Origin of the sequence: Pseudomonas hydrolytica (assembly GCF_021495345.1) — a bacterium.
Lineage (GTDB): Bacteria > Pseudomonadota > Gammaproteobacteria > Pseudomonadales > Pseudomonadaceae > Aquipseudomonas > Aquipseudomonas hydrolytica.
On sequence record NZ_CP099397.1, the window covers coordinates 5,246,164 to 5,268,087 of the forward strand.

The window sequence follows — 21,924 nt, forward strand, 5'->3', positions numbered from 1 at the left end:
GTGCGCGCGGCGCACCCTACGGAATCAGCGCAGGCGCAGCAAGCGTAGGGCGGGTGCAACCCGCCAGGCCGGCATTGGCGGGTTTCACCCGCCCTACAAGGACAGCGCCTCGTAGAGAGCGTCCAGCTCCTCGAACTGGCGCGTTACAGCCGGCAACTGCGGGCGGCGCAATAGCAGCACCGGCAGGCCCCGTTCGCGGGCGACCTGCAGCTTGGGCTCGGTGGAGGCGCTGCCGCTGTTCTTGCTTACCAGCACATCGCAGCGGATACGGGCGAACAGCGCACGTTCCTCGTCCAAAGAGAACGGCCCGCGCGCGCCGATGATCTCGGCACGCGGCGGCGCCGGTTCGGCCTGCAGGCAGCGCACCGTCCAGTGCTGGTGCTCGGGTATCTCGTGCAGATGCGCCAGCGGCTCGCGACCGGAGGTGAAGAACGGCCGCTGGAACGGCGTCAGCGCGCGGGTCAGTTCATCCCAGCCATCCACCTCGCGCCAGTCGTCGCCTGCGCCCGGCTGCCAGCCGGGGCGGCGCAGGGCCCAGCAGGGCACACCAGCAGTCTCGGCGGCGCGGGCGGCGTTATGGCTGATCTGCGCGGCATAGGGGTGGGTCAGATCCAGCAGCAGCTCGATGTCTTCTTCGGCGATAAAGGCCGCCAGGCCTTCGGCACCGCCAAAGCCGCCGACGCGCACGCGGCAGGCCAGGTCGTCCGGCACGCGGCCGAGGCCGGCCAGGCTGTAGACGGTATCCGGCCCGAGGCGGCGGGCCAGGCGCAGGGCCTCGGTAGTGCCGCCGAGCAGCAGAAGTCGCGCGCTCACGGCTTGCGCACCGCCAGCAGGGTGATCGGCAGCGCCGCGCGCCAGGTGTCGAACCCGCCCAGCGGCTGCGCCTGGGCCACGGTGAGCCGCAGCAGCTCGCCACCCTGCCGTTCGCGAAAGGCCACCAGCGCCGCCTCGCTCTGAATGGTCACGGCATTGGCCAGCAGGCGCCCGCCGGGCTTGAGTGCGGCCCAGCAATCATCCAGCACACCGGGCACGGTGACGCCGCCGCCGATGAAAATGGCATCCGGCGCTGGCAGCCCGATCAGGGCCTCGGGCGCATGCCCGGCGACCAGTTGCAGCCCGGGGACGCCGAGGGCATCGCGATTGTGGCGGATATGGGCCTGACGCCCTTCGTTGGCCTCGACGGCGATGGCGCGGCAGGCCGGGTGCGCGCGCATCCATTCGATGCCGATGGAGCCACAACCGGCGCCCACGTCCCACAGCAGCTCACCGGGCAGCGGCGCCAGGCGCGCCAGGGTCACCGCGCGCACGTCGCGCTTGGTCAGCTGGCCGTCGTGGCGGTAGGCCTCGTCAGGCAGACCACAGGTCGGTGGCAGCAGGTGTGCTCCGGCGTCGGCCAGGCATTCCACGGCCAGCAGGTTGAGGTCGGCGCCGCGCGGCAAGTCCCAGCTCGCGGCCAGGCCCTCGATGCGGCGCTCATCCGGCCCGCCAAGGTGTTCCAGCAGGGTCAGGCGACTGGCGCCAAAACCGCGTGCGCACAGGGCTTCGGCGACCTGCGCGGGCGTGTCACCATCGGCGCTCAACACCAGCAGGCGCATGCCGGGAAACAGCCGGGCGTTGAGCGTGGCGAGCGGCCGGCCGACCAAGGAGACCACATCAATCTCCTGCAGCGGCCAGCCCAGACGCGCAGCCGCCAGCGACACCGAGGACGGCGACGGCAGTACCTGCAGCTCATCGGCCGGCAGCTGGCGCGCCAGGCTGGCGCCGACGCCGTAGAACATCGGGTCGCCGCTGGCCAGCACGCACACCGCCTCGCCACGCCGCGCCAGCAGCGGTTCAAGGTTGAAGGGGCTGGGCCAGGTTTCCCGCTCGCCACCGATGCAGGGCGGCAGCAAGGCCAGCTGACGCGGCGCACCGACGATGCGTGTAGCCGCCAGCAGCGCGCGGCGCGCGGCCTTGCCCAGGCCGGGGTAGCCGTCTTCACCGATGCCGACCAGGGTCAACCAGGGTTTCATCTACCTTCCTCGCAAGTAGCCGACAGGGCGCGTGTCGCGACGCCGGGCAAAGCGGGCATAATACAGCCTTCGTCGGTGCCCCTTATAAAACGGGCCTAAGAGGGAACACGGTAAAACCGTGGCTGCCCCCGCAACTGTAAACAGCGAGTCCAATGCAATCGGCCACTGGGTGAAAGGCCGTTGAAAAACGTAGGCGAGGTAGGCAAGACAAGGCAAAAACGGCCGAAAAAGCGCAGTTTACGTGTTGTAAATGAGCATTTTGAGGCCGTTTTTAACGCCGTATTGCCAACGTAGGTAGTTTTTCAACGGCCTGTTAACCGGGAAGGCGCAGCGGATCATGACCTGTCAGCCAGGAGACCTGCCGACGAACGCTGGTCGCGAGTGCCAACATCGGGCGGGGTGTACCGATGCCATGGAATCCCCCTGTGGGCGGATTTCGCTGGTTCGGTCGCCGCGTCGTTAGCCACAGGTGACCGCTTGCACACCTCCATTCGCCCTTCCGCCTGTCCCGGCCTGCTGCGCATCGTCCCCGCGCTGGACGGTGGCATCTGCCGTATCAAGCTGCCCGGCGGCGTGCTGCGCAGCGCCCAGGCGCGCGCGATTGCCGAGGCGGCGCGGCATGGCGCAAGCGGCGTGCTGGAGCTGACCAACCGCAGCAACCTGCAGATCCGCGGCGTGCTGCCCGGCCAGGAAAACGCGCTGATCGACGCGCTGCTGAGCGCCGGCCTAGGCCCGCGCGTGGCCGCCGCCGACGATGTGCGCAACCTGCTGCTCAGCCCCGCCGCCGGCCTCGACCCGCACATGCGGATGGACGTGCGCCCACTGGCCGGCCAGTTGCTCGACCTGCTGCAGGACACCCCGGCGCTGCATGCCCTGTCGCCCAAGTTCGCCCTGCAACTCGATGGCGGCGAAGCCTTGGCCATGCGCGAACACCCCCACGACCTGTGGCTGGCGGCCGACGACGAACACCACTTGCTGCTGGGCCTGGCCGGCTGCCCTGGCGATGCGCCCGTCGCACGCGTCGAAGCGAGCCAGGCGCTCGAGCTGGTTCGCCAGCTGCTGCTGCTGTTCCTCGAACTGGCCACGCCCGAGCAGTCGCGCATGCGCCAGTTGCTGACGCAGATCCCGGCCAACGAACTGCTGCAACGCCTGCAGGCGCGCCTGGATTCTGCCCTGCAGCCGGCCCCGGCCACCTGGCAGCCCGCCGCCACCATCGAGCGCGCGCCGGCGGGGATTTATCCACAGGCGCAGAGCGGCCTGTGCATGGTCGCCGCTGGCGCCCAGCTGGGCCGGTTGCACGCCGAACAACTGACCACGCTGGCCGAGCTGAGCGAGCGCCATGGCGATGGCGAGCTGCGCCTGACGCCCTGGCAGGGTCTGCTGCTGGGCAACGTCCCCGAAGCCCGCGCCCGCGAACTGCTGGCTGAGCTGGACCAGCTGGGCCTGCTGACCCAGGCCGACGAGCCGCTGCTCGGCCTGGTCGCCTGCACCGGTTCGGCCGCCTGCGCCCGCGGCTTGGCCGACAGCAAGCACCACGCCCTGCACCTGGCCGAGCTGCTGCGCGCAAGCCGCGCCCGCCCTCAGGTGCACCTCAGCGCCTGCCCGCGCAGTTGCGCCAGCGCCCGCGTGCAGCCCTATACCCTGCTGGCCAGCACGCCCGATCACTACCAGCTCTACCAACGCACGCCCGAGGCACCCGGTTTCGGCCGTCTGCTGGCGCCGGCCATGACCATCGACGAGGCCGGCGCCTGGTTCGCCCGCCAACACCCCGCAGGAAAACCCGATGCTTGATTACATCCGCGACGGCCAGGAAATCTACCGCCGCTCCTTCGCCACCATCCGCGCCGAGGCCAACCTCGACGGCATCCCCGCCGACCTGGAGAAACTCGCCGTACGGGTGATCCACGCCTGCGGCATGGTCGACGTGGTGGAGGATCTGCGCTTCTCCGCCGGTGCCGGCGCGGCCGGTCGTGCGGCGCTGCTAGCTGGCGCGCCGATTCTCTGCGATGCGCGCATGGTCGCCGAGGGCATCACCCGCCCGCGCCTGCCGGCGAACAACCACGTGATCTGCACCCTGCATGACGCCGGTGTGCCGGAGCTGGCCCGCGAAGTCGGCAACACCCGCTCGGCGGTGGCCCTGGAGCACTGGCGCGAGCACCTGGAGGGCAGCGTGGTGGTGATCGGCAATGCCCCCACCGCGCTGTTCTACCTGCTGGAAATGCTCGACGCCGGCGCGCCCAAGCCGGCGCTGATCATCGGCATGCCGGTGGGCTTTATCGGCGCGGCGGAATCCAAGGATGCCCTGGCCGCAGACAGCCGCGGCGTGCCCTACGTGATCATCCGTGGCCGCCGTGGCGGCAGCGCCATGGCGGTGGCCGCGGTCAACGCCCTGGCCTCGGAGGTGGAATGATGGCTGGTCGTCTGCTCGGCCTCGGCGTCGGCCCCGGCGACCCCGAGCTGCTTACCCTCAAGGCCCTGCGTCTGCTCCAGTCGGCGCCGGTGGTGGCCTACTTCGTGGCCAAGGCCAAGCACAATGCCGGCCACGGCGGGAATGCCTTCGGCATCATCGAAAAGCACCTGGACGCCGCCCAACAGCGCCTGCCGCTGGTCTACCCGGTGACCACCGAGAAGCTCGCCCCGCCGCTGTCCTACGAGGATGTGATCGCCGACTTCTACGACACCTGCGCCGAGCAGATCGCCCGGCTGCTGGACGCGGGCCAGGACGTGGCGGTGATCTGCGAGGGCGACCCGTTCTTCTACGGCTCCTACATGTACCTGCACGATCGCCTGGCCGACCGCTACGAGGTGGAGGTGGTACCCGGCGTGTGCTCCATGCTCGGCTGCGCCTCGGTGCTCGGTACACCGCTGGTGTACCGCAACCAGAGCTTGAGCGTGCTCTCCGGCGTGCTGGCGGAAGACGAGCTGGAACAGCGCCTGCGCGACGCCGAGGCCGCCGTGGTGATGAAGCTCGGGCGCAACTTCGACAAGGTACGCCGCGTGCTGCGCAAGCTGGGCCTAGATGGCCGCGCCCATTACGTCGAGCGCGCCACCATGGCCAGTCAGAAGATCGTGCCGCTGGACGAGGTGGAGCCGATGGATTCGCCGTACTTCTCGATGATTCTGGTGCCCGGGCAGAAGTGGCGGGGATAACACCGCCAACGCTGTAGGAGCCGGCTTGCCGGCGATCCATTGCAGGCGCATCGCCCGCAAGCGGGCGCCTACGAAAAATACCTCGAAGCGCGTAGCCCGGATGCAATCCGGGAAACCCATTCCCCGGCTTGCATCCGGGCTACAGGATTTACCGCATGAACATCGTCATCCTCGGCGCCAGCGCGCTGGCCACTGCACAACGCCTCAAGGCGCTTTATCCACAGGCCGTGATCCATGGCCTGCGCGGCCGTGTCGATGTCGCAGAGCGCCATTACGACGACTTCGGTGACCACCTGCGCGCCCTGTATCGCGCCGGCCAGCCGCTGCTGGCGCTATGCGCCGCCGGCATCGTCATCCGCAGCCTGGCCGCGCTACTGGCGGAAAAGGGCACCGAGCCGCCGGTGCTGGCCCTGGCCGAGGACGGCAGCGCCGTGGTGCCGCTGCTCGGCGGCCTGGCCGGGGTCAATCGTCTGGCCCGCGAGATCGCCCCGCACCTGGGCGTGGCGCCGGCCATCACCACCAGCGGCGAACTACGCTTCGGCACCTGCCTGCTGGAGCCGCCGGCCGGCTATGCGCTGGCTGACCTGCAGCAGGGCAAGCGCTTCGTCAGCGATCTGCTCGGCGGCGAGAGCGTGCGCATCGAGGGCCAGGCGCCCTGGCTGGAGGCGGCGCAGCTGCCGGTGGATCAGACCGCGTCGCGGGTGATCCATATCACCGCCGAGCAACGCCCACCGAGGGCCGACGAACTGCTGATCCACCCGCGCGTCGCTGCCGCGCTGATCGAACGCCCCGGCGCCGACCTGGCCACCCGCCTGCAGCAGGCGCTGAGCGCCGCCAAGCTGGCGCCGCAGGCACTGGCCTGCCTGCTTGCGGACAAAGGCTGGATGGCCAATGCCGAGCTGCACGCGGCCGCAAGGGAGCTCAGGCTACCGCTGCGTTTTATCCACAGCGCCTCCCAGCTGCCTGCCGAATGCCACCGGGGCGACGGCCTGCGCCTGCTGCTGGGCGAACAACCACTGGATATCGAGCGCTTCGGTCAGCGCCGCGGCCGTCTTAGCGTGGTCGGCCTCGGCCCCGGCGCAGCCGAGCATATGACCCCGGCCGTGCGCCGTGCCCTGGACGAGGCCGAAGATCTGCTCGGCTACGACACCTACGTGAAGATGGCCGGCCCGCTGCGCGCCGATCAATGCGTGCACCCCAGCGACAACCGCGAGGAACTGCAGCGCGCCGCCCATGCCTTCGAACTGGCCGCCACGGGCCGCCGCGTGGTGATGATCTCCTCCGGCGACCCCGGCGTATTCGCCATGGCTGCTGCCGTGATGGAAGCGCTGGAAAGCCCGCAGAGCGAGGCCTGGCACGGCGTCGAACTGGAGGTGCTGCCGGGCGTCTCCGCCGCCCTGGCCACCGCCGCCAAGGCCGGCGCGCCGCTGGGCCACGACTTCTGCCTGATCTCCCTGTCCGACAACCTCAAGCCCTGGGCGGTTATCGAAAAACGCCTGCAGCATGCCGCCATCGCCGATCTGGCCATGGCCTTCTACAACCCGATCTCCAAGGCCCGCCCCTGGCAACTCGGCCGCGCCCTGGAGCTGCTGCGCCAGCATCGCGAACCGCAGACCCTGGTGGTGCTGGGGCGCGATATCGGCCGCCCGGCCGAAGCCCTGCGCACCCTCACCCTCGGCGAGCTGACCCCGGAGCTGGTCGATATGCGCACCCTGGTGATCATCGGCTCCAGCCAGACCCGCCGCTTCCCCCGCGCCGATGGTGGCGAGTGGGTGTATACGCCGCGCAGTTATCCACAGGATTGATGGGTGCGCACGGCCTAGGCGGCCCTGCGACACCCTGCGCCGACCCGTAGGGTGCGCTGTGCGCACCAGATCTATCCGGCGTCGACCCCCTGCATACCACGCTGCCGCCGAAAGGCCCCCGGCGCCACGCCGAAGCGCTGACGAAACAGCTTGCCCAGATGGCTGGCATCACTGACGCCGATCTCGTCGGCAAGCTGCGCCAGGCTGTGGCTGGAATTGAGCAGGCGCCAGCGCACATGCTGCAGGCGCAGCTCGTTCCAGTATTCGCGCGCACTCATGCCCTGGCTGGCATGGAACAGGCGGTCGAGCTGACGCCGGCTGATGCCGACGCTGGCCGCCAGTTGCTCGATGCCGTCGGCGCTGGCCAGGCCATGACGCATCAGGGCGATGGCGCGATCGACATGACGTTCGCCGCTCGGCGCCACCTGCAGTGAACGCAGCGCGTGCTGGCCGCTGCGCGTCTCGTCCACCAGCATATCGGCCAGGCCCTTGAGCGCGCGGGCCCGACCACTGCCCTGGGCCAGCAGTTCCACCGCCAGGTCGATGGCCGCCGCGCCGCCGGCGCAGGAGATTCGCTCGCCATCGAGGCAATACAGGCGTTCGCGGGCGAGGCGCACATGCGCAAAGCTGGCGCGGAACTCCGCCTCATGCCGCCAGTGCACCGCAACCCTGTGCCCGTCGAGCAGGCCGCAGGCGGCCAGCAGGAAGCTGGCATTGTCGATCGCCACCAGCTTGACCCCGGCGCGCGCGGCGCGGCGCAGCAGCGGCTGGTAAGCCGGCGCCAGCGCCGCGGTGGCCTGCGCGTTGCGCCCACCGAACAGCACCAGGTAGTCGTAGTCGGCCAGATCGAGTTCCTCTGGCGTGGCCTCGATGCGCAGCGCCGCGCCACTGCTGGACAGCACATGCCCCGGCTGCAGGCCGAGGATGGTCCAGGCGCAGTAGCGCTGGCGGCTGTAGTCCTCGTCGTCGGCGCTGAAGCGCAGCTTGTCGAGAAAGCCACCGAACGGCAGCAAGGCGAACTCCGGCAGGGGCAGCAGGAGAAAACGCAGATCGGGGCATTCGGCCATGTCAGTCCAGAATCAACCTTTAAATGACCAGAATCTACCTCAATCACGACACTGTCGCTGACTAGACTGGCCGCGCCCTCACAGGAGACCTGCATGGCCCTCGAACTCTGGCTCGTCTATTTCGTCGCCACCCTCGGCCTGGCGCTGACGCCCGGCCCCAACAGCCTGCTGGCGCTGACCCACGGCGGGCTGTACGGCGCACGCATGGCGCTGGCCACCATCCTCGGCGGCGTGGTCGGCTTCAGCACGCTAATCGCCCTGGCCATGTTCGGCCTCAGTGCCCTGCTCAAGACCGCGCCCAACACGTTGCTGGCGCTGAAGTGGATCGGCGGCGCCTACCTGATCTGGCTCGGCGTGCAGCTGTGGCGCACTCCGGCGCTGCTGCCCGGTCTGGCACTGGACAGCGCACGCCCGAAGGTTTTCATCCTGTTTCGCCAGGGCCTGCTGTCGGCGCTGTCGAATCCCAAGGTGATCCTGTTCTATGGCGCCTTCCTGCCGCAGTTCGTCGACCCGCAGCGCGGCCTGGCCGTGCAGTTCGTGGTGATGGCCGCCACCTTCGCCGTGGTCGAATTCCTCGTCGAGCTGCTGCTGGCGCTGCTGGCCTTCCGCGTGCGGCCCTGGCTGCAGCGCGGCGGCCGTGCCTTCAACCGCAGCTGCGGCGTGCTCTTCGTACTGATCGGCGTGGCGTTGCCGCTGGCACGCTGAGCAAGTCCGTGATCAGGCCTTGATCGCCTCGCCAATCGCGTAGTAATGCCCACCGGCCACGTGATGCAGGCTGCGCAGGCTCGGGTCGGCCGTTTCGAAATGCCAGCGGCCATCGCGGAACACGCGCTCATCGGCCCAGGCTGCGATCACCTCGCCGATAAACAGGTCGTAGGCCTGCTGGTTGTGCGGCTCGTCGATCAGCCGGCAGACCAGCCAGGCCGAACAGCCCGCCACCAGCGGCAGGTCGTGATCTTCCATCGTGAACAGCTCGACCCCGGCATGGACCAGCTTCGCCGGGTCATCCGCCAGGCTGGCATTGCCCACCGCCTGGGTCAGTTGCAGCTGCGCCACCGTCGGCACCTGGATGGCGAACAAGCCGCTGCCCTCGATCAGCGCGCGGGTGCGGGTGGCCTTGTCTAATACCACGGTGAGCTTCGGCGGCTCGAAATCCAGGGCGCAGCACCAGGCTGCCGCCATGACGTTATCCACAGCCTGATGACGAGCCGACACCAGCACGGTGGGGCCGTGGTTGAGCAGACGGTAGGCCTTGGCCAGGTCGACGGGACGGATGTGCGCGCTCATGCAGACTCCTCGAAACAAAAAAAGGCGCTCGCATGCTGGCCCGTGAAGGCCTGCATCGCAAGCGCCTGCCGTAGCGGCTGTGGATCAGAACTCCTGTACGGTCGGGCGCAGGACGATCTCGTTGATGTCGACGTCGGCCGGCTGCTCGATGGCGTAGGCGATGGCGCGCGCCACCGACTCAGCCGGAATCGCCTGCTTGTAGAAATCGACGACGAAGTCGCGGCTCTGCTGGTGGGAGCTGCCGAACTTCAGCTCGGAGTCCACCGCACCCGGCTCGATGGTGGTGGTACGGATGCTGCCGCCCACCTCATGGCGCAGGCCTTCGGAGATGGCGCGCACGGCGAACTTGGTGCCGCTGTAGACGGTACCGCCCGGGCTGAACACCTTGATCCCGGCCACCGAGGCGATGTTGATGAAGTGCCCGGCGTTCTGCTGCTGGAACACCGGCAGCGCCGCGGCGATGCCGTACAGCACGCCCTTGATGTTGATGTCGATCATGCGCTCCCACTCCTCGACGCGCACGTCGCTCAGCGGTGCGATGGCCATCAGCCCGGCGTTGTTGACCAGCACATCGACGCGGCCGAAGGTGTCCAGTGCGCCCTGGATCAGCGCCTTGACCTCATCGGCGCGGGTCACGTCAGTCTGGTAGGCCACGGCCTCGCCGCCAGCGGCGATCAGCTCACCGACAAGCTGCTCGAGACGCTCCTTGCGCCGCGCAGCCAGCACCACCTTGGCGCCCAGTTGGCTGAGATGACGCGCGGTGGCCTCACCCAGGCCGCTGCTGGCGCCGGTGATGACCACGACCTTGCCGGAAATGTTGTTGCTCATGGGTAAGCCCTCTCTCGATTCGTTGGAGTGTCCGTGCCATACGCCGGACATGGGCTCAGGTTAGGGGCGATTTCCGTTTCAATGAATGGAAGAGTTTGGATTAGGCTATTCCATATTCTGGAATACAAAGGCGCCCCGACATGCTCAACCGCATGGAGATGATCCGCATCTTCTGCAGCGCGGCCGACTGCAGCAATTTCCGCGAAGCAGCCACTCGCCTGGGGGTTTCCCCGCAGGCGGTGACCCGCGCGATCAAGGCGCTGGAGGAGGAGCTCGGCGAGATTCTCTTCCACCGCAACACCCGCCAGGTGCATATCACCGCCTTCGGCGAGGCTTACGCGGTGCGCGCCCGGCAGATGCTGGAGGATTTCGACGCGCTGTTTCGCGGCCACCGCGCCGAGGCCGAATCGGCCATCGCCGGGCGCATCGGCATCACCGCGCCGCAGGCCATCGGCAAGCGCTTTCTGGTTGCGTTCCTGCAGCCCTTGCTCAAGCAGCACCCGCAACTGGTGCTGAACCTGCGCCTGGAGGACGAGATCACCGACGCGGTGGAGGCGCAGATCGACATCGGCATCCGTGTCGGCTTCCTGCGTGACAGCCGCTATGTCGCCCGTGCCATGGCACCGGTGCCGTTGCAGGTGGTGGCCACGCCGGAACTGATCGCTGCCAGCGGCGCACCGCGTGACCTCGACGAGTTGCAGCAGCGGCCGCTGTCGGTGCTGATCGACCGCAAGAATGGCCGCCCCTGGCCGTGGACATTCGCCCATGGTCCCAGCCTGCATCCGCCCACACCAGCGCTGGTGTGCGACGACCCCGAAGCCGAGCTGGAGGCCGTACTCGCCGGCCTGGCCTACGGCCAGTTGCCCGCCTACCTGGCGCAGCCCTATCTGCAAAGCGGCCACCTGCAGGCGGTGCTGACGGAGCAGGCGCCCGATCCCTGGCAGCTGTTCATCTACCGCCCACAGCAGGGCCCGGTGCCGCCAAGGGTGCGCCTGGTGTTCGATCACCTGCGCGCCTGCTTCTCCGATCCGGCGCAGTTTCCCCAGGGCTGAGGTCGCTCACGGCAACGCCGTTGTCGCCTGCGAAGCGCCCGCCGCGGCTATCGCTCCGCAACCTGCCTGAAGCCGTCTAAACCAGGGATCAGGAGCGTCGCATGAATGCTATCAACACAGGCCGGCAGGTCAGCCTGGCCACCTTGCACCAGGTGATCGGCCTGCTGCATCGCCACACATAACGCAAGGCTGCGGCGCGTAGGACGCAGCCTATCTCCCGCCACTCGGCAGGCGCTGGCCAGACAGCAAATGGGGCAGTTGTGCAAAGTGGATCAATAAAAATCCGCGGAAATGGATCTATGTGGCTAGGCCACTGGTGCGTACATTCTTCCTCACCGGGCCGCAGTGGTACTGCCAGTTGCAGAGGGGCATCGGTTTCTTCTCAACTCGCATATGGATGAAAACCATGAGCCAGCGCCTCGACTATTTCGCCCTCTCTCCCAAGGCCTCCGGCAAGTACGCCGAATTTTCCATGCTGCTGACCCGCAGCCCTTTTCTCGCGCCGCTGGCCCATCTGGTGATGCTGCGGGCGTCGCAACTCAACGGCTGCGCCTTCTGCGTCGACATGCATGTGAAGGAAGCCAAGATCCACGGTGATCGCGAGCTGCGTCTGCACCATGTCGCCGTGTGGCGCGAATCGCCCCTGTTCTCGGAGCAGGAGCGCGCCGCATTGGAATGGACGGAAGCGCTGACCCAGCTGGCGCCGCACGGTGTCTCCGATGCCATCTACGCCAGCGTGCGCGAGCAGTTCTCCGAACAGGAACTGTCCGATCTGACCTTCCTGGTGGTCGCCATCAACGGCTGGAACCGCCTCAACGTGGCGTTTCGCACCGTGCCGGGTTCCGCCGATGCGCAGTTCGGTCTGGACAAGGCCGGCCTGGCCTGAAGCCACCGAGGAGGCATCGCCATGACCGCTCCCCTCCGTGTGCTGCGCCTGATCGGCAGCCCGCGCGGCGCCGATTCGGAGAGCCTGCGCCTGTCGCAGCGGGTAATCGAGGCCCTGGCCGCCAGCCAGCCGCTCGCCGTGCAGGACCTCGACGTCAATGACCTGCCGCATGTGGACGCCCGCTACGCCCTGGCACTGGCCTCGCCGGCTGCCGCCATGCACGCCGAGCCAGGCGACACTCAGCAACGTTCTGCGGCGCTGATCCGCCAGCTCGACGACACCGATGTTCTGCTGATCGCCACGCCGATGCACAACTACACGCTGCCTTCGGCGCTCAAGGCCTGGGTCGACCATATCATGCGCATCGGCGTGACCTTCAACGGCACAGCACAGGGCAAGGTCGGCCTCCTGCGGGATCGACCGGTTTACGTGGCCATCGCCTCGGGTGGCCTGATCAGTGGCGAGCAGGCGCGCCAACCGGACTTCCTGCGTCCTTATCTGCAGGCCGCGCTGGCGACGGTTGGCCTGAGGGACATGCACTTCTTCTGCGTGGAAGGCACCGCCAGAGGTGGTTCGGCGCTGGAACAGGCCCGCGCAGTCGCGCAGGCCCGGATAGCGGCCTTCTTTGGTCCAGGCTGAGGGCGGCTGGCTGCAATCCAGTCCGTCAGCCGAGAGCGACGATCATCAATGGTGGACTGCGAAGATTCACGGCCGGAGCATGTTTAACGTTTACCAGTCACGCTTCTGCCTCATGCTCCCTGCGTAACAGATAACTATCCATGATCCAGCCATTACGCTCCCGTGCCTCGGCACGGGTCATGGCGATGCGTTCGGCCACCTCGTCCAGCGGGCCGGCGATCAGGATTTCATCGGCAGTGCCGACATAGGCGCCCCAGTAGATATGCAGCCCCTGACCGACGAAGCGGCGGTAGCTGTCCTTGGCGTCGAGCATCACCGCCACGCTGTCCACGCCCTGCGGCCAGCCTTCGGCGAGCAGGCGGCCGGTGGTGATTTCCACGGCGCGGCCGATGCTGTTGAGCGGGATGCGATGGCGCGCGGTCAGCGCCTGCAGGCTGGTGATGCCGGGGATCACGTCATAGACGAAATCGCTACGGCGCGCGGCGATGGCCTCGATGATGCGGATGCTGCTGTCGTACAGCGAGGGGTCGCCCCAGACCATAAAGGCCGCCGTCTCGCCATCGGCCATCTGCTCGTCGATCAGTTGCTCGAACACCGCCTGCTTGTCGCGGTTGAGTTCGTCGACGCTGGCGCGGTAGTCGGCGGCGTCACGCTCGCGCTCCGGTTGCAGGCCTTCGGCGAAGCGCGGCGCGTGGCCGTCGAGAAAGCGCGCGCAGATCTCGCGGCGCAGGGCGTTGAGCTTGTGCTTGGCCGCGCCCTTGTCCATCAGGAAGATCACGTCACTGCGGCGCAGCGCCTTGATCGCCTGGTAGGTGATGTAGTCCGGGTCGCCGGCACCGATGCCGACCAGCAGCAGGGTTTTCATGGGGTTCTCCAGGTGCGCCCTGGCACGCCGGGCGACAGGTCGTCGATATGGTGGTAGTCGGCCTGTAGGGCCTGCGCCAACTGGCGGGCGCGGCCCAGGCGGATAGGCGCGCGCTCGGTATCGAGCAGCAGGGTCGGGCATGGCAGCGGCGCCAACGCTGGCAGGTCACGCAGACGGCCATCGGTGAGAATCAGCAGGCGCTGGCGTTCGTGCGGTTTCAGGCGCTGACGGCGCAGCAGCCAGCCGCCGGCCTGCTGCAGCGCATCGAGCAGCGGCGTGCCGCCACCGGCGCCCAGCTCCTGCAACCAGCGGTGCAGCTCGGCGCTGGCCTTGCGCCCCTGCCACAGCCATTGCGCTTCGCGGCCGCCGGCCTGCAACACGGCCAGCCGCACGCGCTGGCGGTAGGCGCTGTCGAAGACTTCGGCGAGCACGCCCTTGGCCAGGCTTAGCGCGCCGTGTCGGCGGGTCGAGGCGGAGGCATCCACCAGCACCAGCCACAACTCGTCGGCCTGCTGGCTGCGCGGGCGCAGCACCAGTTCTTCGCGGCGTTGCGGCCGGCCCTGGCGCAGGGTCGCCGCCCAGTCGATTCGCCCGCCCGCGCCAGCTCGTGCGGCGCCACGCAGGCCGCCGCCGAGTCGTCCGGGCCGGTTACGGGCATCCGCGCCTGTGGCTGTGGGCGGGCGGATGCTCAGGGCTTTTTTGCCCAGCGCGGCGGTACGCGCCGCTCGCCCATGGCCTGTGGCTGCGCCGGCAGCTCACCCCACTGACCTTCGCCCTGGCTCTGCTGCCGCGCCTGCTGCGGCGCCTGGTTCTGCTCGGGCGGCGTGGCAGCCGGCGGCTGTTGCTGGCGACGGCGATGGCGCAGGACGAAGTCCTCCACTGCGTCGATATCCACAGGCTCGATAGCCGCCGCGCCGCGCCAGGCGGCATGGGCGCGAGCGGCGCGCAGCCAGACCAGATCGGCGCGCAGACCATCGACGCCGGCAGCGAAGCAGCGCTGGCTGATCTCGCTCAAGGCGGCGTCATCCAGCGGGATATCGACCAGGCGCTGGCGGGCGTTCTGGCAACGGGCAGCGAGGGCATCCTGCTCGCCCTGCCAGCGTTGCAGGAAAGCAGCAGGATCGGCATCGAAGGCCAGCCGGCGACGGACGATCTCGGCGCGTTCGGCCGGTTGCGGCTGGCCATCGAGGGCCAGGTTGAGGCCGAAGCGATCGAGCAGTTGCGGACGCAGCTCACCCTCCTCGGCGTTCATGGTGCCGATCAGCACGAAGCGCGCGGCATGCCGATGGGAGATGCCGTCACGCTCGACATGGTTGACCCCGCTGGCGGCGGCATCGAGCAGCAGATCGACCAGATGATCCGGCAGCAGGTTGACCTCATCGACATAGAGCACGCCGCCGTTGGCGCGCGCCAGCAGCCCGGGAGAGAACTGCGCCCGACCTTCGCCCAGCGCCGCGTCCAGATCCAGGGTGCCGACGATGCGCTCCTCGCTCGCCCCCAGCGGCAGGGTGACGAAGCGCCCGCCCTCCAGCAGATCGGCCAGGCCTCGGGCCAGGGTGGACTTGGCCATGCCGCGCGGGCCTTCGATCAGCACGCCGCCGATGGCCGAGTCGATGGCCGCCAGGCACAGCGCCAGCTTCAGCGAATCGGCACCGACCACGGCGGCGAGGGGGAAGTGGTATTCGGTCATGGCTCAGGCCTGTGGATAAATGCGTTGCGACTGTAGCCCGAATGAAATCCGGGAGTGATGACTCAGACCGCCCCGGATTGCATCCGGGCTACGAAATATTCCCTCTGCCATCAACGGGAGAGGCGAGAAAAGCGCTCGCATCAGCTTTCCTCGCTATCGAGCAGCAGGTTTTCCAGCGCTTCGCGGTACTCGCCGGGATTCTCCCACAGGCCGCGCTGCTGGGCTTCCAGCAGGCGTTCGAGGATATCGTTGAGCGCCCCCGGGTTGTGCTGTTGGATAAAATCGCGGGTGTCCTTGTCGAGCAGGTAGGCATCGGTGAGCAGCGCGTACTGGTGGTCGTCCACCAGCTCGCTGGTGGCGTCGAAGGCGAACAGGTAGTCGATGGTCGCCGCCAGCTCGAAGGCGCCCTTGTAGCCGTGGCGCTTCATGCCCTCGATCCACTTGGGATTGGCAGCACGGGCACGCACCACACGGTTGAGTTCTTCCTTGAGGCTGCGGATGCGCGGCGTATCCGGCTGGCTGTTGTCGCCAAAGTAGCTGGCCACCTTAAGCCCGCGCAGGGTTTCCACCGCCGCCAGCATGCCGCCCTGAAACTGGTAGTAGTCGTTGGAATCGAGGATGTCGTGCTCGCGGTTGTCCTGGTTGTGCAGCACCGCCTGCATCTGCTCCAGGCGCTCGACGAAGCGCTGCCGCGCGGGTGCGCCCTCGGCGCCGCTGCCGTAGGCGTAGCCGCCCCAGTTCAGATACACCTCGGCCAGATCCGCGCGGCTCTGCCACAGGCGCTCCTCGATGGCGTTCTGCACCCCGGCGCCATAGGCCCCCGGCTTGGCGCCGAACACCCGCCAGCCGGCCTGACGCCGCGCCTCGGCTTCATCCAGGCCACCATCCTTGAGCGCCAGCGACTCGCGCCAGACCCGCGCCGACAGCGGGTTCATGTCTTCCGGCTCGTCCAGCTCGATCACCGCCTGCACGGCCTCGTCGAACAGGCGGATCAGGTTGCTGAAGGCATCGCGGAAGAAGCCCGACACGCGCAGGGTGACATCCACCCGGGGGCGGCCCAACTGCTCCAGCGGCAACACATCGAAACGCTCGACGCGCTGGCTACCCGGCTGCCATACCGGGCGCACGCCCATCAGCGCCAGCGCCTGGGCGATATCGTCGCCGCCGGTACGCATGGTCGCCGTGCCCCATACCGACAGGCCGAGCTGGCGCAGGTGGTCGCCCTCGTCCTGCAGGTGGCGCTCCAGCAGGCGATCCGCCGCCTGCACGCCGAGGCGCCAGGCAGTGGGCGTGGGCAAGTGGCGCACGTCGACGGTGAAGAAGTTGCGCCCAGTGGGCAGCACGTCCAAGCGTCCGCGACTCGGCGCGCCACTCGGCCCGGCAGGCACGAAACGCCCCTCCAGCGCGGCCAGCAGACCGCCCATTTCGGCGTCGCCGCAGGCATCCAGCAACGGCGCGATATGCTCGGCCAGGCCGTCGAGAATCAGCGCCACCTCGGCGCCAAAGGCTTCGCTGCACTCCCCTGCCAGGCGCTGTTCGATCAGCCTCAGCGCCAGCAGCTCCAGGCGCTCGCGGGTATCGCCGACGGTGCGCCACAGGCTGTTATCCACAGCCATCAGCACTTGTGGACGGGGCCCCGCCCAGGCCTGGCCCATATCGCAGTCCAGCGGATCTAGGCCCAGCTCCAGGCCGCGCGCCAGTGCGCGCAGCAGGCTGGCATTGGCGCCCTGGCCATCGCCACGTGGGATGCGCAGCAAGGCCAGCAGGGTGTCGCGGCGCAGCTGGCCAGTCGGCGACTCGCCGAACACATGCAGGCCATCGCGGATCTGCGATTCCTTGAGGTCGCAGAGGTAGGCATCGAGCTGCGGCAGCCAGCTGTCGGCATCGTCGTTGAGTTGCAGGCCCAGCTCGCGGTCGAGGCTGGCCTCGCGCACCTTGGCCAGGATCTCACCGCGTAGCTCCACGGCGCGGCGCTGGTCGAGCTGGCTGGCGTCGTAGTACTCGTCGGCCAGGCGCTCCAAATCACGCAGCGGGCCATAGCTTTCGGCGCGAGTCAGCGGCGGCATCAGATGGTCGATGATCACCGCCTGGGTGCGGCGCTTGGCCTGCGCGCCCTCGCCCGGGTCGTTGACGATAAAGGGATAGATATTCGGCAGCGGGCCGATCAGCGCCTGCGGCCAGCAGCCCTCGGACAGGCCGACGCTCTTGCCCGGCAGCCATTCCAGATTGCCATGCTTGCCGACGTGGATCAGCGCATCGGCGGCGAAGACCTTGCGCAGCCAGGCGTAGAAGGCGATATAGCCGTGCGGCGGCACCAGATCCGGGTCGTGGTACACCGCCGCCGGGTCGAGCTGGTAGCCGCGCGCCGGCTGGATGCCGACGAAGCACAGACCGAAGCGCAGCCCGGCCACCATCATCCGCCCGCAGCGGAACATGGGATCATCCTGCGGCTCGCCCCAACGCTCGCGTACTGCCTGCTGATTCTGCTCAGGCAGGCTGTGGAAAAACGTCAGGTAGTCGTCCAGCGCCAGGCTCTGCGCACAGGGGCGCGTATCCAGGCCATCCAGATCGTTGGTGACGCCGCCGAGCAGGCTGTGGACAAGTGCGGTGCCGCTATCGGGCAGGTTATCCACCGGATAGCCCTGGGTCTGCAGCGCGTGGAGGATATTCAGCGCGGCGGCCGGCGTATCCAGACCCACGCCATTGCCGATACGGCCATCGCGGGTCGGGTAGTTGGCAAGAATCAGCGCGATTCGCTTCTGATCGTTGCTTTTAAGCGCCAACTGACACCAGTTACGCGCCAGTTCAGCGACGAAGGCCATACCCGATTCGTGTGCCTGGTAGCACACCACATCGCTCTGGCTGCGCTCGCTGCGCCAGGCCAGACCCTTGAAGCTGATGGCGGTGCCGATCAGCCGGCCATCCAGCTCGGGCAGTACCACATGCATGGCCAGGTCACGCGAGCCCAGGCCCTGGGCGCTGGCCTGCCACTGCGCCTGGTTATCCAGCGAGCAGATGGCCTGCAGCACCGGGATATCGCGGCGGAACACCCGCGCCTGTGGCGCCTCAGGGTTGGACAGGGCAAAGCCGGTGGTATTGATGATCAGCGCGGCGTTCGTTTCGTCCAGCCAGTCCTGCACCTGGCCCAGACAGGCCGGCTCCTTGAGGCTGGCCACCGCAATCGGCAGCGGGTTAAGGCCCTGGCCGAATAGGTGCTGGCAGAAGGTATCGACGAAGGCAGTGTTCGCCGACTGCACATGGTTGCGGTAGAACAGCAGCGCCACCACAGGCGCGTCAGGCTGCCACTGCGCATGCCAGTCGGCCAGCGTGGCCGGACTGTGCTGCGGGTGATAGAGGCCGACACGCGGCAGCGCTTGCGGCTCCTGCCAGGCATCGTCGCGCCCCAGCCAGCGGCTGCCGATGCAGCGAAACAGCTGGCGGGCATTGTCCAGCCCGCCCTGACGCAGGTATTGCCACAGGCGCTGGCTGTCTTCTTCCCCGACGTTGCCGAGCGCGCTCAGCTCCGGGTCGGGCTTGTCGTCACCCGGCACCATGATCACTGTGGCGCCGCGCGCACCCAGCTCAACCAGGCGCTCGACGCCATAGTGCCAGTAGCTCACCCCGCCATGCACCGAGATCAGGATGACCTTGGCATGCTGCAGCACCTGCTCGACGTAGTAATCCACCGAGGCGTGGTTGCTCAGCTGCGCCGGGCTGGCCAGGCGCAGGCTGGGGTAGTCGTCCGGCAGTTGCCGCGCCGCTTCGGCCAGCAACGACAGGTGCGAATCACCCGTGCACAGGATCACCAGCTCGGCCGGGGTCTGGCCGAGGTCGGCGATGCTGTCGGCCGGCAGTTGAGCACCGGGTTGGGTACGCAGTAAGTGCATCTACGAATCCAAGGACATCGCCCGCAAGCGGGCTCCTACAGGGTGTGTGTAGGAGCCCGCTTGCGGGCGATCATTATCAAGCCAGCGCCGCCTTCAGCTCGGCTTCAATAGCCGCGCGGTCGAGCTGCTGGCCGATCAGCACCAGGCGGCTCACACGCGGCTCGTCGGCCTGCCAGGCGCGGTCGAAATGGCGGTCGAAGCGCTGGCCGACGCCCTGCACCAGCAGGCGCATAGGTTTGCCAGGGATTGCCGCGAAGCCTTTTACCCGCAGGATGCCGTACTGGGACACCGCCGCCTTCAGCGCAGCGAGCAGGCGCGCCTCCTCGGCTTCGGGTAGTTCCACGTGGAACGAGTCGAATTCCTCGTGATCATGGTCTTCATCTTCGTCGTCGTGATGGGTACGGCGGCTGTCGATATGCAGCTCGGTTTCGCTGTTCAGGCCCAGCAGCACGTCCAGCGGCAGCTCGCCGCCGTGCGCCTCGATCACCTTCACCGCTGGCGGCAGTTCCTCGGCCACCTCGGCGCGCACCGCGGCCAGTGCCTCGGCATCGAGCAGGTCGGCCTTGTTGAGAATCACCAGGTCGGCGCTGGCCAGCTGATCGGCGAAGAGTTCATGCAGCGGCGACTCGTGGTCGAGGTTGGGGTCGAGCTTGCGCTGCTCGTCCACCTGATCGGGGAAGGCGGCGAAGGTGCCGGCGAGCACTGCCGGGCTGTCGACCACGGTGATCACCGCGTCGACCGTGCAGGCGTTGCGGATTTCCGGCCAGTTGAAGGCCTGCACCAGCGGCTTGGGCAGGGCCAGACCACTGGTCTCGATCAGGATGTGGTCGAGGTCACCCCGGCGCGCCACCAGTTCGCGCATCACCGGGAAGAACTCTTCCTGCACGGTGCAGCACAGGCAGCCGTTGGCCAGCTCGAAGACCCGACCGTTGGCCTCTTCCTCACTGCAGCCGATGGAACACTGCTTGAGGATCTCGCCATCGATACCCAGCTCGCCGAACTCGTTGACGATCACCGCGATACGGCGTCCTTCGGCATGGGCCAGCAGGTGGCGCAGCAAGGTGGTTTTGCCGGCACCGAGAAAACCGGTGACGATGGTGACAGGCAGTTTGGCGAGGGTTTTCATGGTGGCCCCGTGGCGTCGGTCAATTCGGCGGACGGGTACGGGCAGACAGGCACGCAGAGGCATGCTGGCCGCATCGGATCACCCCGTCCGAGCAAGTGGCTGGTCAATCGAGGCAGGTCTCCTGGCTCACGGCTTGCGCGGCGCGCGTCCCTTCACCTTCCCGCCGGTTGGCAGTGGTCTAACGAAGGGCATAACCGTTCACAGTTGCGGGGGCAGCCAGGGCATCGACCCTGTTCCCTCTTAGCTTCGCCGCGCTTCGGCGGCGAAGAACCTCGAAAGCAAGAAGGCTACGCAGGCCGCGGCGGCCGGTCAATCGCGGTTGACCGCTGGCAGGTGCCATGTTGAGCTACGCCACCGCTCAGCCCGAATGCCACTCATGTTGCCGACTGCCTCCGCCCCCCCATCCGCCTCACCGACACAGGTCGTCGCCGGGCTGGGTTGTCGTCGCGGCTGCAGCCGGGACGAGCTGCTCGAACTGCTTATCCACAGCCTGGCTCGGCATGAGCTGACGGTGAACAATCTGGCCGGCCTGGCCAGCATCGCCCACAAGCGCGACGAAGCCGGCCTGCATGACCTGGCCGAACATCTGGGCCTGGAGCTGGTGTTCTTTTCGCCCGAGCAACTGGCTGGCTATCAGACGCCGACAGGCGCCAGCGCCCTTAGCCAAGCCACCACCGGCAGCCCCGCCGTAGCCGAGCCTTGTGCCCTGGCGCTGGCGGCAAACATGGGCACAGCGCCGCGCCGGCTCGGCGAGAAAACCCGCAGCGCCAGCGCCACCTGCGCGCTAGCCATATTCGACAGAGAACCCGAATGACCGTCTACTTTATCGGCGCCGGCCCCGGCGACCCCGAGCTGATCACCGTCAAGGGCCAGCGCCTGATCCGTGCGTGCCCGGTGATCCTCTATGCCGGCTCATTGGTGCCCGAAGCGGTGCTGCAGGGCCATAGCGCCGAACAGGTGGTGAACACGGCCGAGCTGAATCTTGGGGAAATCGTCACCCTGCTGCATCAGGCCCATAGGCGCGGCCAGGACGTGGCCCGGGTGCATTCGGGTGACCCTTCGCTGTATGGCGCCATCGGCGAGCAGATTCGCGAACTGCGTGCTCTGGGCATTCCGTTCGAGATCGTCCCAGGCGTCACCGCCACCGCCGCCTGCGCGGCGCTACTGGAAAGCGAGCTGACCCTGCCGGGTATCGCCCAGACGGTGATCCTTACCCGCTATGGCACCACCTCGCCAATGCCCGAGGACGAACAGCTGCATGACCTGGCCAGGCACCGCGCAACCATGGCCATCCACCTTGGTGTGCGCCAACTGCCGGCTATCGTCAGCGAACTGCTGCCGCACTATGGCGCCGACTGCCCCATTGCCGTTATCCACAGGGCCAGTTGGCCGGATCAGGACTGGGTACTGGGCACCCTGGCCGATATCGAGGCAAAGGTCGCCACCAAGGAGTTCCGCCGCACGGCATTGATCCTCGTAGGGCGGGTGCTCGATCCGGGCTCCTTTGCCGAGTCGGCGCTATATGACGCCGGGCATCGTCACCTTTACCGTCCCGGCAACGATTGAGCCTGGCGAGAAACCGTACAAAGCGCTGAAGGCCCCGCCATTTATGGCTTGCAGAGTCTTATCA

General features: G+C 67.8%; 20 protein-coding genes and 2 riboswitches. Of the genes, 10 read left to right on the plus strand and 10 right to left on the minus strand.

Features of this window, described 5'->3' with window-relative positions; all coding sequences use genetic code 11:
• Window positions 1-93: 93 nt before the first annotated feature.
• Window positions 94-813, minus strand: a complete 720-nt coding sequence (locus L1F06_RS24675) for a cobalt-precorrin-6A reductase (protein ID WP_129483727.1) — start codon at window positions 811-813, stop codon at window positions 94-96.
• Window positions 810-2,012 carry a precorrin-6y C5,15-methyltransferase (decarboxylating) subunit CbiE gene (gene cbiE / locus L1F06_RS24680; protein WP_129483728.1) on the minus strand — a complete coding sequence of 401 codons (1,203 nt, stop codon included), beginning with the start codon at window positions 2,010-2,012 and terminating at the stop codon, window positions 810-812. Before cbiE ends, L1F06_RS24675 begins: the two co-directional genes overlap by 4 nt.
• 56 nt (window positions 2,013-2,068) lie before the next feature.
• Window positions 2,069-2,392, plus strand: a riboswitch (cobalamin riboswitch).
• A gap of 97 nt (window positions 2,393-2,489) precedes the next feature.
• On the opposite strand from cbiE, the gene cobG reads away from it, so the two are divergent.
• The 4 genes from cobG to cobJ all read left to right on the plus strand — a co-directional run bounded on the left by cobG (window position 2,490) and on the right by cobJ (window position 6,967).
• Window positions 2,490-3,803, plus strand: coding sequence for a precorrin-3B synthase (cobG, locus tag L1F06_RS24685; RefSeq protein WP_129483729.1), 1,314 nt, complete (start codon window positions 2,490-2,492; stop codon window positions 3,801-3,803).
• The gene (locus L1F06_RS24690) at window positions 3,796-4,422 is read left to right on the plus strand and encodes a precorrin-8X methylmutase (protein ID WP_129483730.1); all 627 of its coding nucleotides are present in this window, start codon (window positions 3,796-3,798) and stop codon (window positions 4,420-4,422) included. Before cobG ends, L1F06_RS24690 begins: the two co-directional genes overlap by 8 nt.
• Window positions 4,422-5,162, plus strand: a complete 741-nt coding sequence (locus L1F06_RS24695) for a precorrin-2 C(20)-methyltransferase (RefSeq protein WP_129483731.1) — start codon at window positions 4,422-4,424, stop codon at window positions 5,160-5,162. Before L1F06_RS24690 ends, L1F06_RS24695 begins: the two co-directional genes overlap by 1 nt.
• Before the next feature lie 155 nt (window positions 5,163-5,317).
• Window positions 5,318-6,967 (plus strand): precorrin-3B C(17)-methyltransferase, encoded by a 1,650-nt coding sequence (cobJ, locus tag L1F06_RS24700; protein ID WP_129483732.1) that lies wholly within the window; start codon window positions 5,318-5,320, stop codon window positions 6,965-6,967.
• Window positions 6,968-7,038: 71 nt separating this feature from the next.
• Here the strand turns inward: cobJ and L1F06_RS24705 are convergent, their stop codons facing one another.
• A complete protein-coding gene (locus L1F06_RS24705) occupies window positions 7,039-8,034 on the minus strand; it encodes a GlxA family transcriptional regulator (RefSeq protein WP_129483733.1) in 996 nt (331 codons plus the stop codon).
• Between the two features lie 93 nt (window positions 8,035-8,127).
• Here L1F06_RS24705 and L1F06_RS24710 point away from each other — a divergent pair, with 93 nt between their 5' ends.
• On the plus strand, window positions 8,128-8,739 hold the full coding sequence (locus L1F06_RS24710; RefSeq protein ID WP_129483734.1) for a LysE family translocator: 612 nt from the start codon (window positions 8,128-8,130) through the stop codon (window positions 8,737-8,739).
• A gap of 12 nt (window positions 8,740-8,751) precedes the next feature.
• On the opposite strand, the gene L1F06_RS24715 is transcribed toward L1F06_RS24710, so the two are convergent.
• Both L1F06_RS24715 and L1F06_RS24720 read right to left on the minus strand, forming a co-directional pair.
• The gene (locus L1F06_RS24715) at window positions 8,752-9,321 is read right to left on the minus strand and encodes a flavin reductase family protein (protein ID WP_129483735.1); all 570 of its coding nucleotides are present in this window, start codon (window positions 9,319-9,321) and stop codon (window positions 8,752-8,754) included.
• An 84-nt stretch (window positions 9,322-9,405) separates the two neighbouring features.
• Window positions 9,406-10,149, minus strand: a complete 744-nt coding sequence (locus L1F06_RS24720) for an SDR family oxidoreductase (RefSeq protein ID WP_129483736.1) — start codon at window positions 10,147-10,149, stop codon at window positions 9,406-9,408.
• A gap of 140 nt (window positions 10,150-10,289) precedes the next feature.
• On the opposite strand from L1F06_RS24720, the gene L1F06_RS24725 reads away from it, so the two are divergent.
• From L1F06_RS24725 to L1F06_RS24735, 3 genes are all read left to right on the plus strand, one after another.
• Entirely contained in the window at window positions 10,290-11,201 is a 912-nt protein-coding gene (locus L1F06_RS24725; RefSeq protein ID WP_129483737.1) for a LysR family transcriptional regulator, read from the plus strand.
• Window positions 11,202-11,598: 397 nt separating this feature from the next.
• On the plus strand, window positions 11,599-12,087 hold the full coding sequence (locus tag L1F06_RS24730) for a carboxymuconolactone decarboxylase family protein (RefSeq protein WP_129483738.1): 489 nt from the start codon (window positions 11,599-11,601) through the stop codon (window positions 12,085-12,087).
• 21 nt (window positions 12,088-12,108) lie between these two features.
• Window positions 12,109-12,726, plus strand: a complete 618-nt coding sequence (locus L1F06_RS24735) for an FMN-dependent NADH-azoreductase (RefSeq protein WP_129483739.1) — start codon at window positions 12,109-12,111, stop codon at window positions 12,724-12,726.
• Between the two features lie 97 nt (window positions 12,727-12,823).
• Here the strand turns inward: L1F06_RS24735 and cobF are convergent, their stop codons facing one another.
• The 5 genes from cobF to cobW form a co-directional block, all read right to left on the minus strand.
• On the minus strand, window positions 12,824-13,591 hold the full coding sequence (cobF, locus tag L1F06_RS24740) for a precorrin-6A synthase (deacetylating) (RefSeq protein WP_129483740.1): 768 nt from the start codon (window positions 13,589-13,591) through the stop codon (window positions 12,824-12,826).
• Window positions 13,588-14,298, minus strand: a complete 711-nt coding sequence (locus L1F06_RS24745; protein ID WP_129483741.1) for a vWA domain-containing protein — start codon at window positions 14,296-14,298, stop codon at window positions 13,588-13,590. The genes cobF and L1F06_RS24745 overlap by 4 nt, the downstream gene beginning before the upstream one ends.
• Window positions 14,280-15,281 (minus strand): magnesium chelatase ATPase subunit I, encoded by a 1,002-nt coding sequence (locus L1F06_RS24750; RefSeq protein WP_129483742.1) that lies wholly within the window; start codon window positions 15,279-15,281, stop codon window positions 14,280-14,282. Before L1F06_RS24750 ends, L1F06_RS24745 begins: the two co-directional genes overlap by 19 nt.
• A 140-nt stretch (window positions 15,282-15,421) precedes the next feature.
• Entirely contained in the window at window positions 15,422-19,168 is a 3,747-nt protein-coding gene (gene cobN / locus L1F06_RS24755; protein ID WP_129483743.1) for a cobaltochelatase subunit CobN, read from the minus strand.
• A 76-nt stretch (window positions 19,169-19,244) separates the two neighbouring features.
• Window positions 19,245-20,294, minus strand: a complete 1,050-nt coding sequence (cobW, locus tag L1F06_RS24760) for a cobalamin biosynthesis protein CobW (RefSeq protein ID WP_129483744.1) — start codon at window positions 20,292-20,294, stop codon at window positions 19,245-19,247.
• 94 nt (window positions 20,295-20,388) lie between these two features.
• A riboswitch (cobalamin riboswitch) is annotated at window positions 20,389-20,584 on the minus strand.
• Between the two features lie 86 nt (window positions 20,585-20,670).
• On the opposite strand from cobW, the gene L1F06_RS24765 reads away from it, so the two are divergent.
• Window positions 20,671-21,108, plus strand: coding sequence for a cobalamin biosynthesis protein (locus L1F06_RS24765; protein ID WP_129483745.1), 438 nt, complete (start codon window positions 20,671-20,673; stop codon window positions 21,106-21,108).
• Window positions 21,105-21,860: a precorrin-4 C(11)-methyltransferase gene (gene cobM / locus L1F06_RS24770; protein ID WP_129483746.1), complete on the plus strand. Its 756-nt coding sequence runs from the start codon at window positions 21,105-21,107 to the stop codon at window positions 21,858-21,860. Before L1F06_RS24765 ends, cobM begins: the two co-directional genes overlap by 4 nt.
• Window positions 21,861-21,924: the final 64 nt, after the last annotated feature.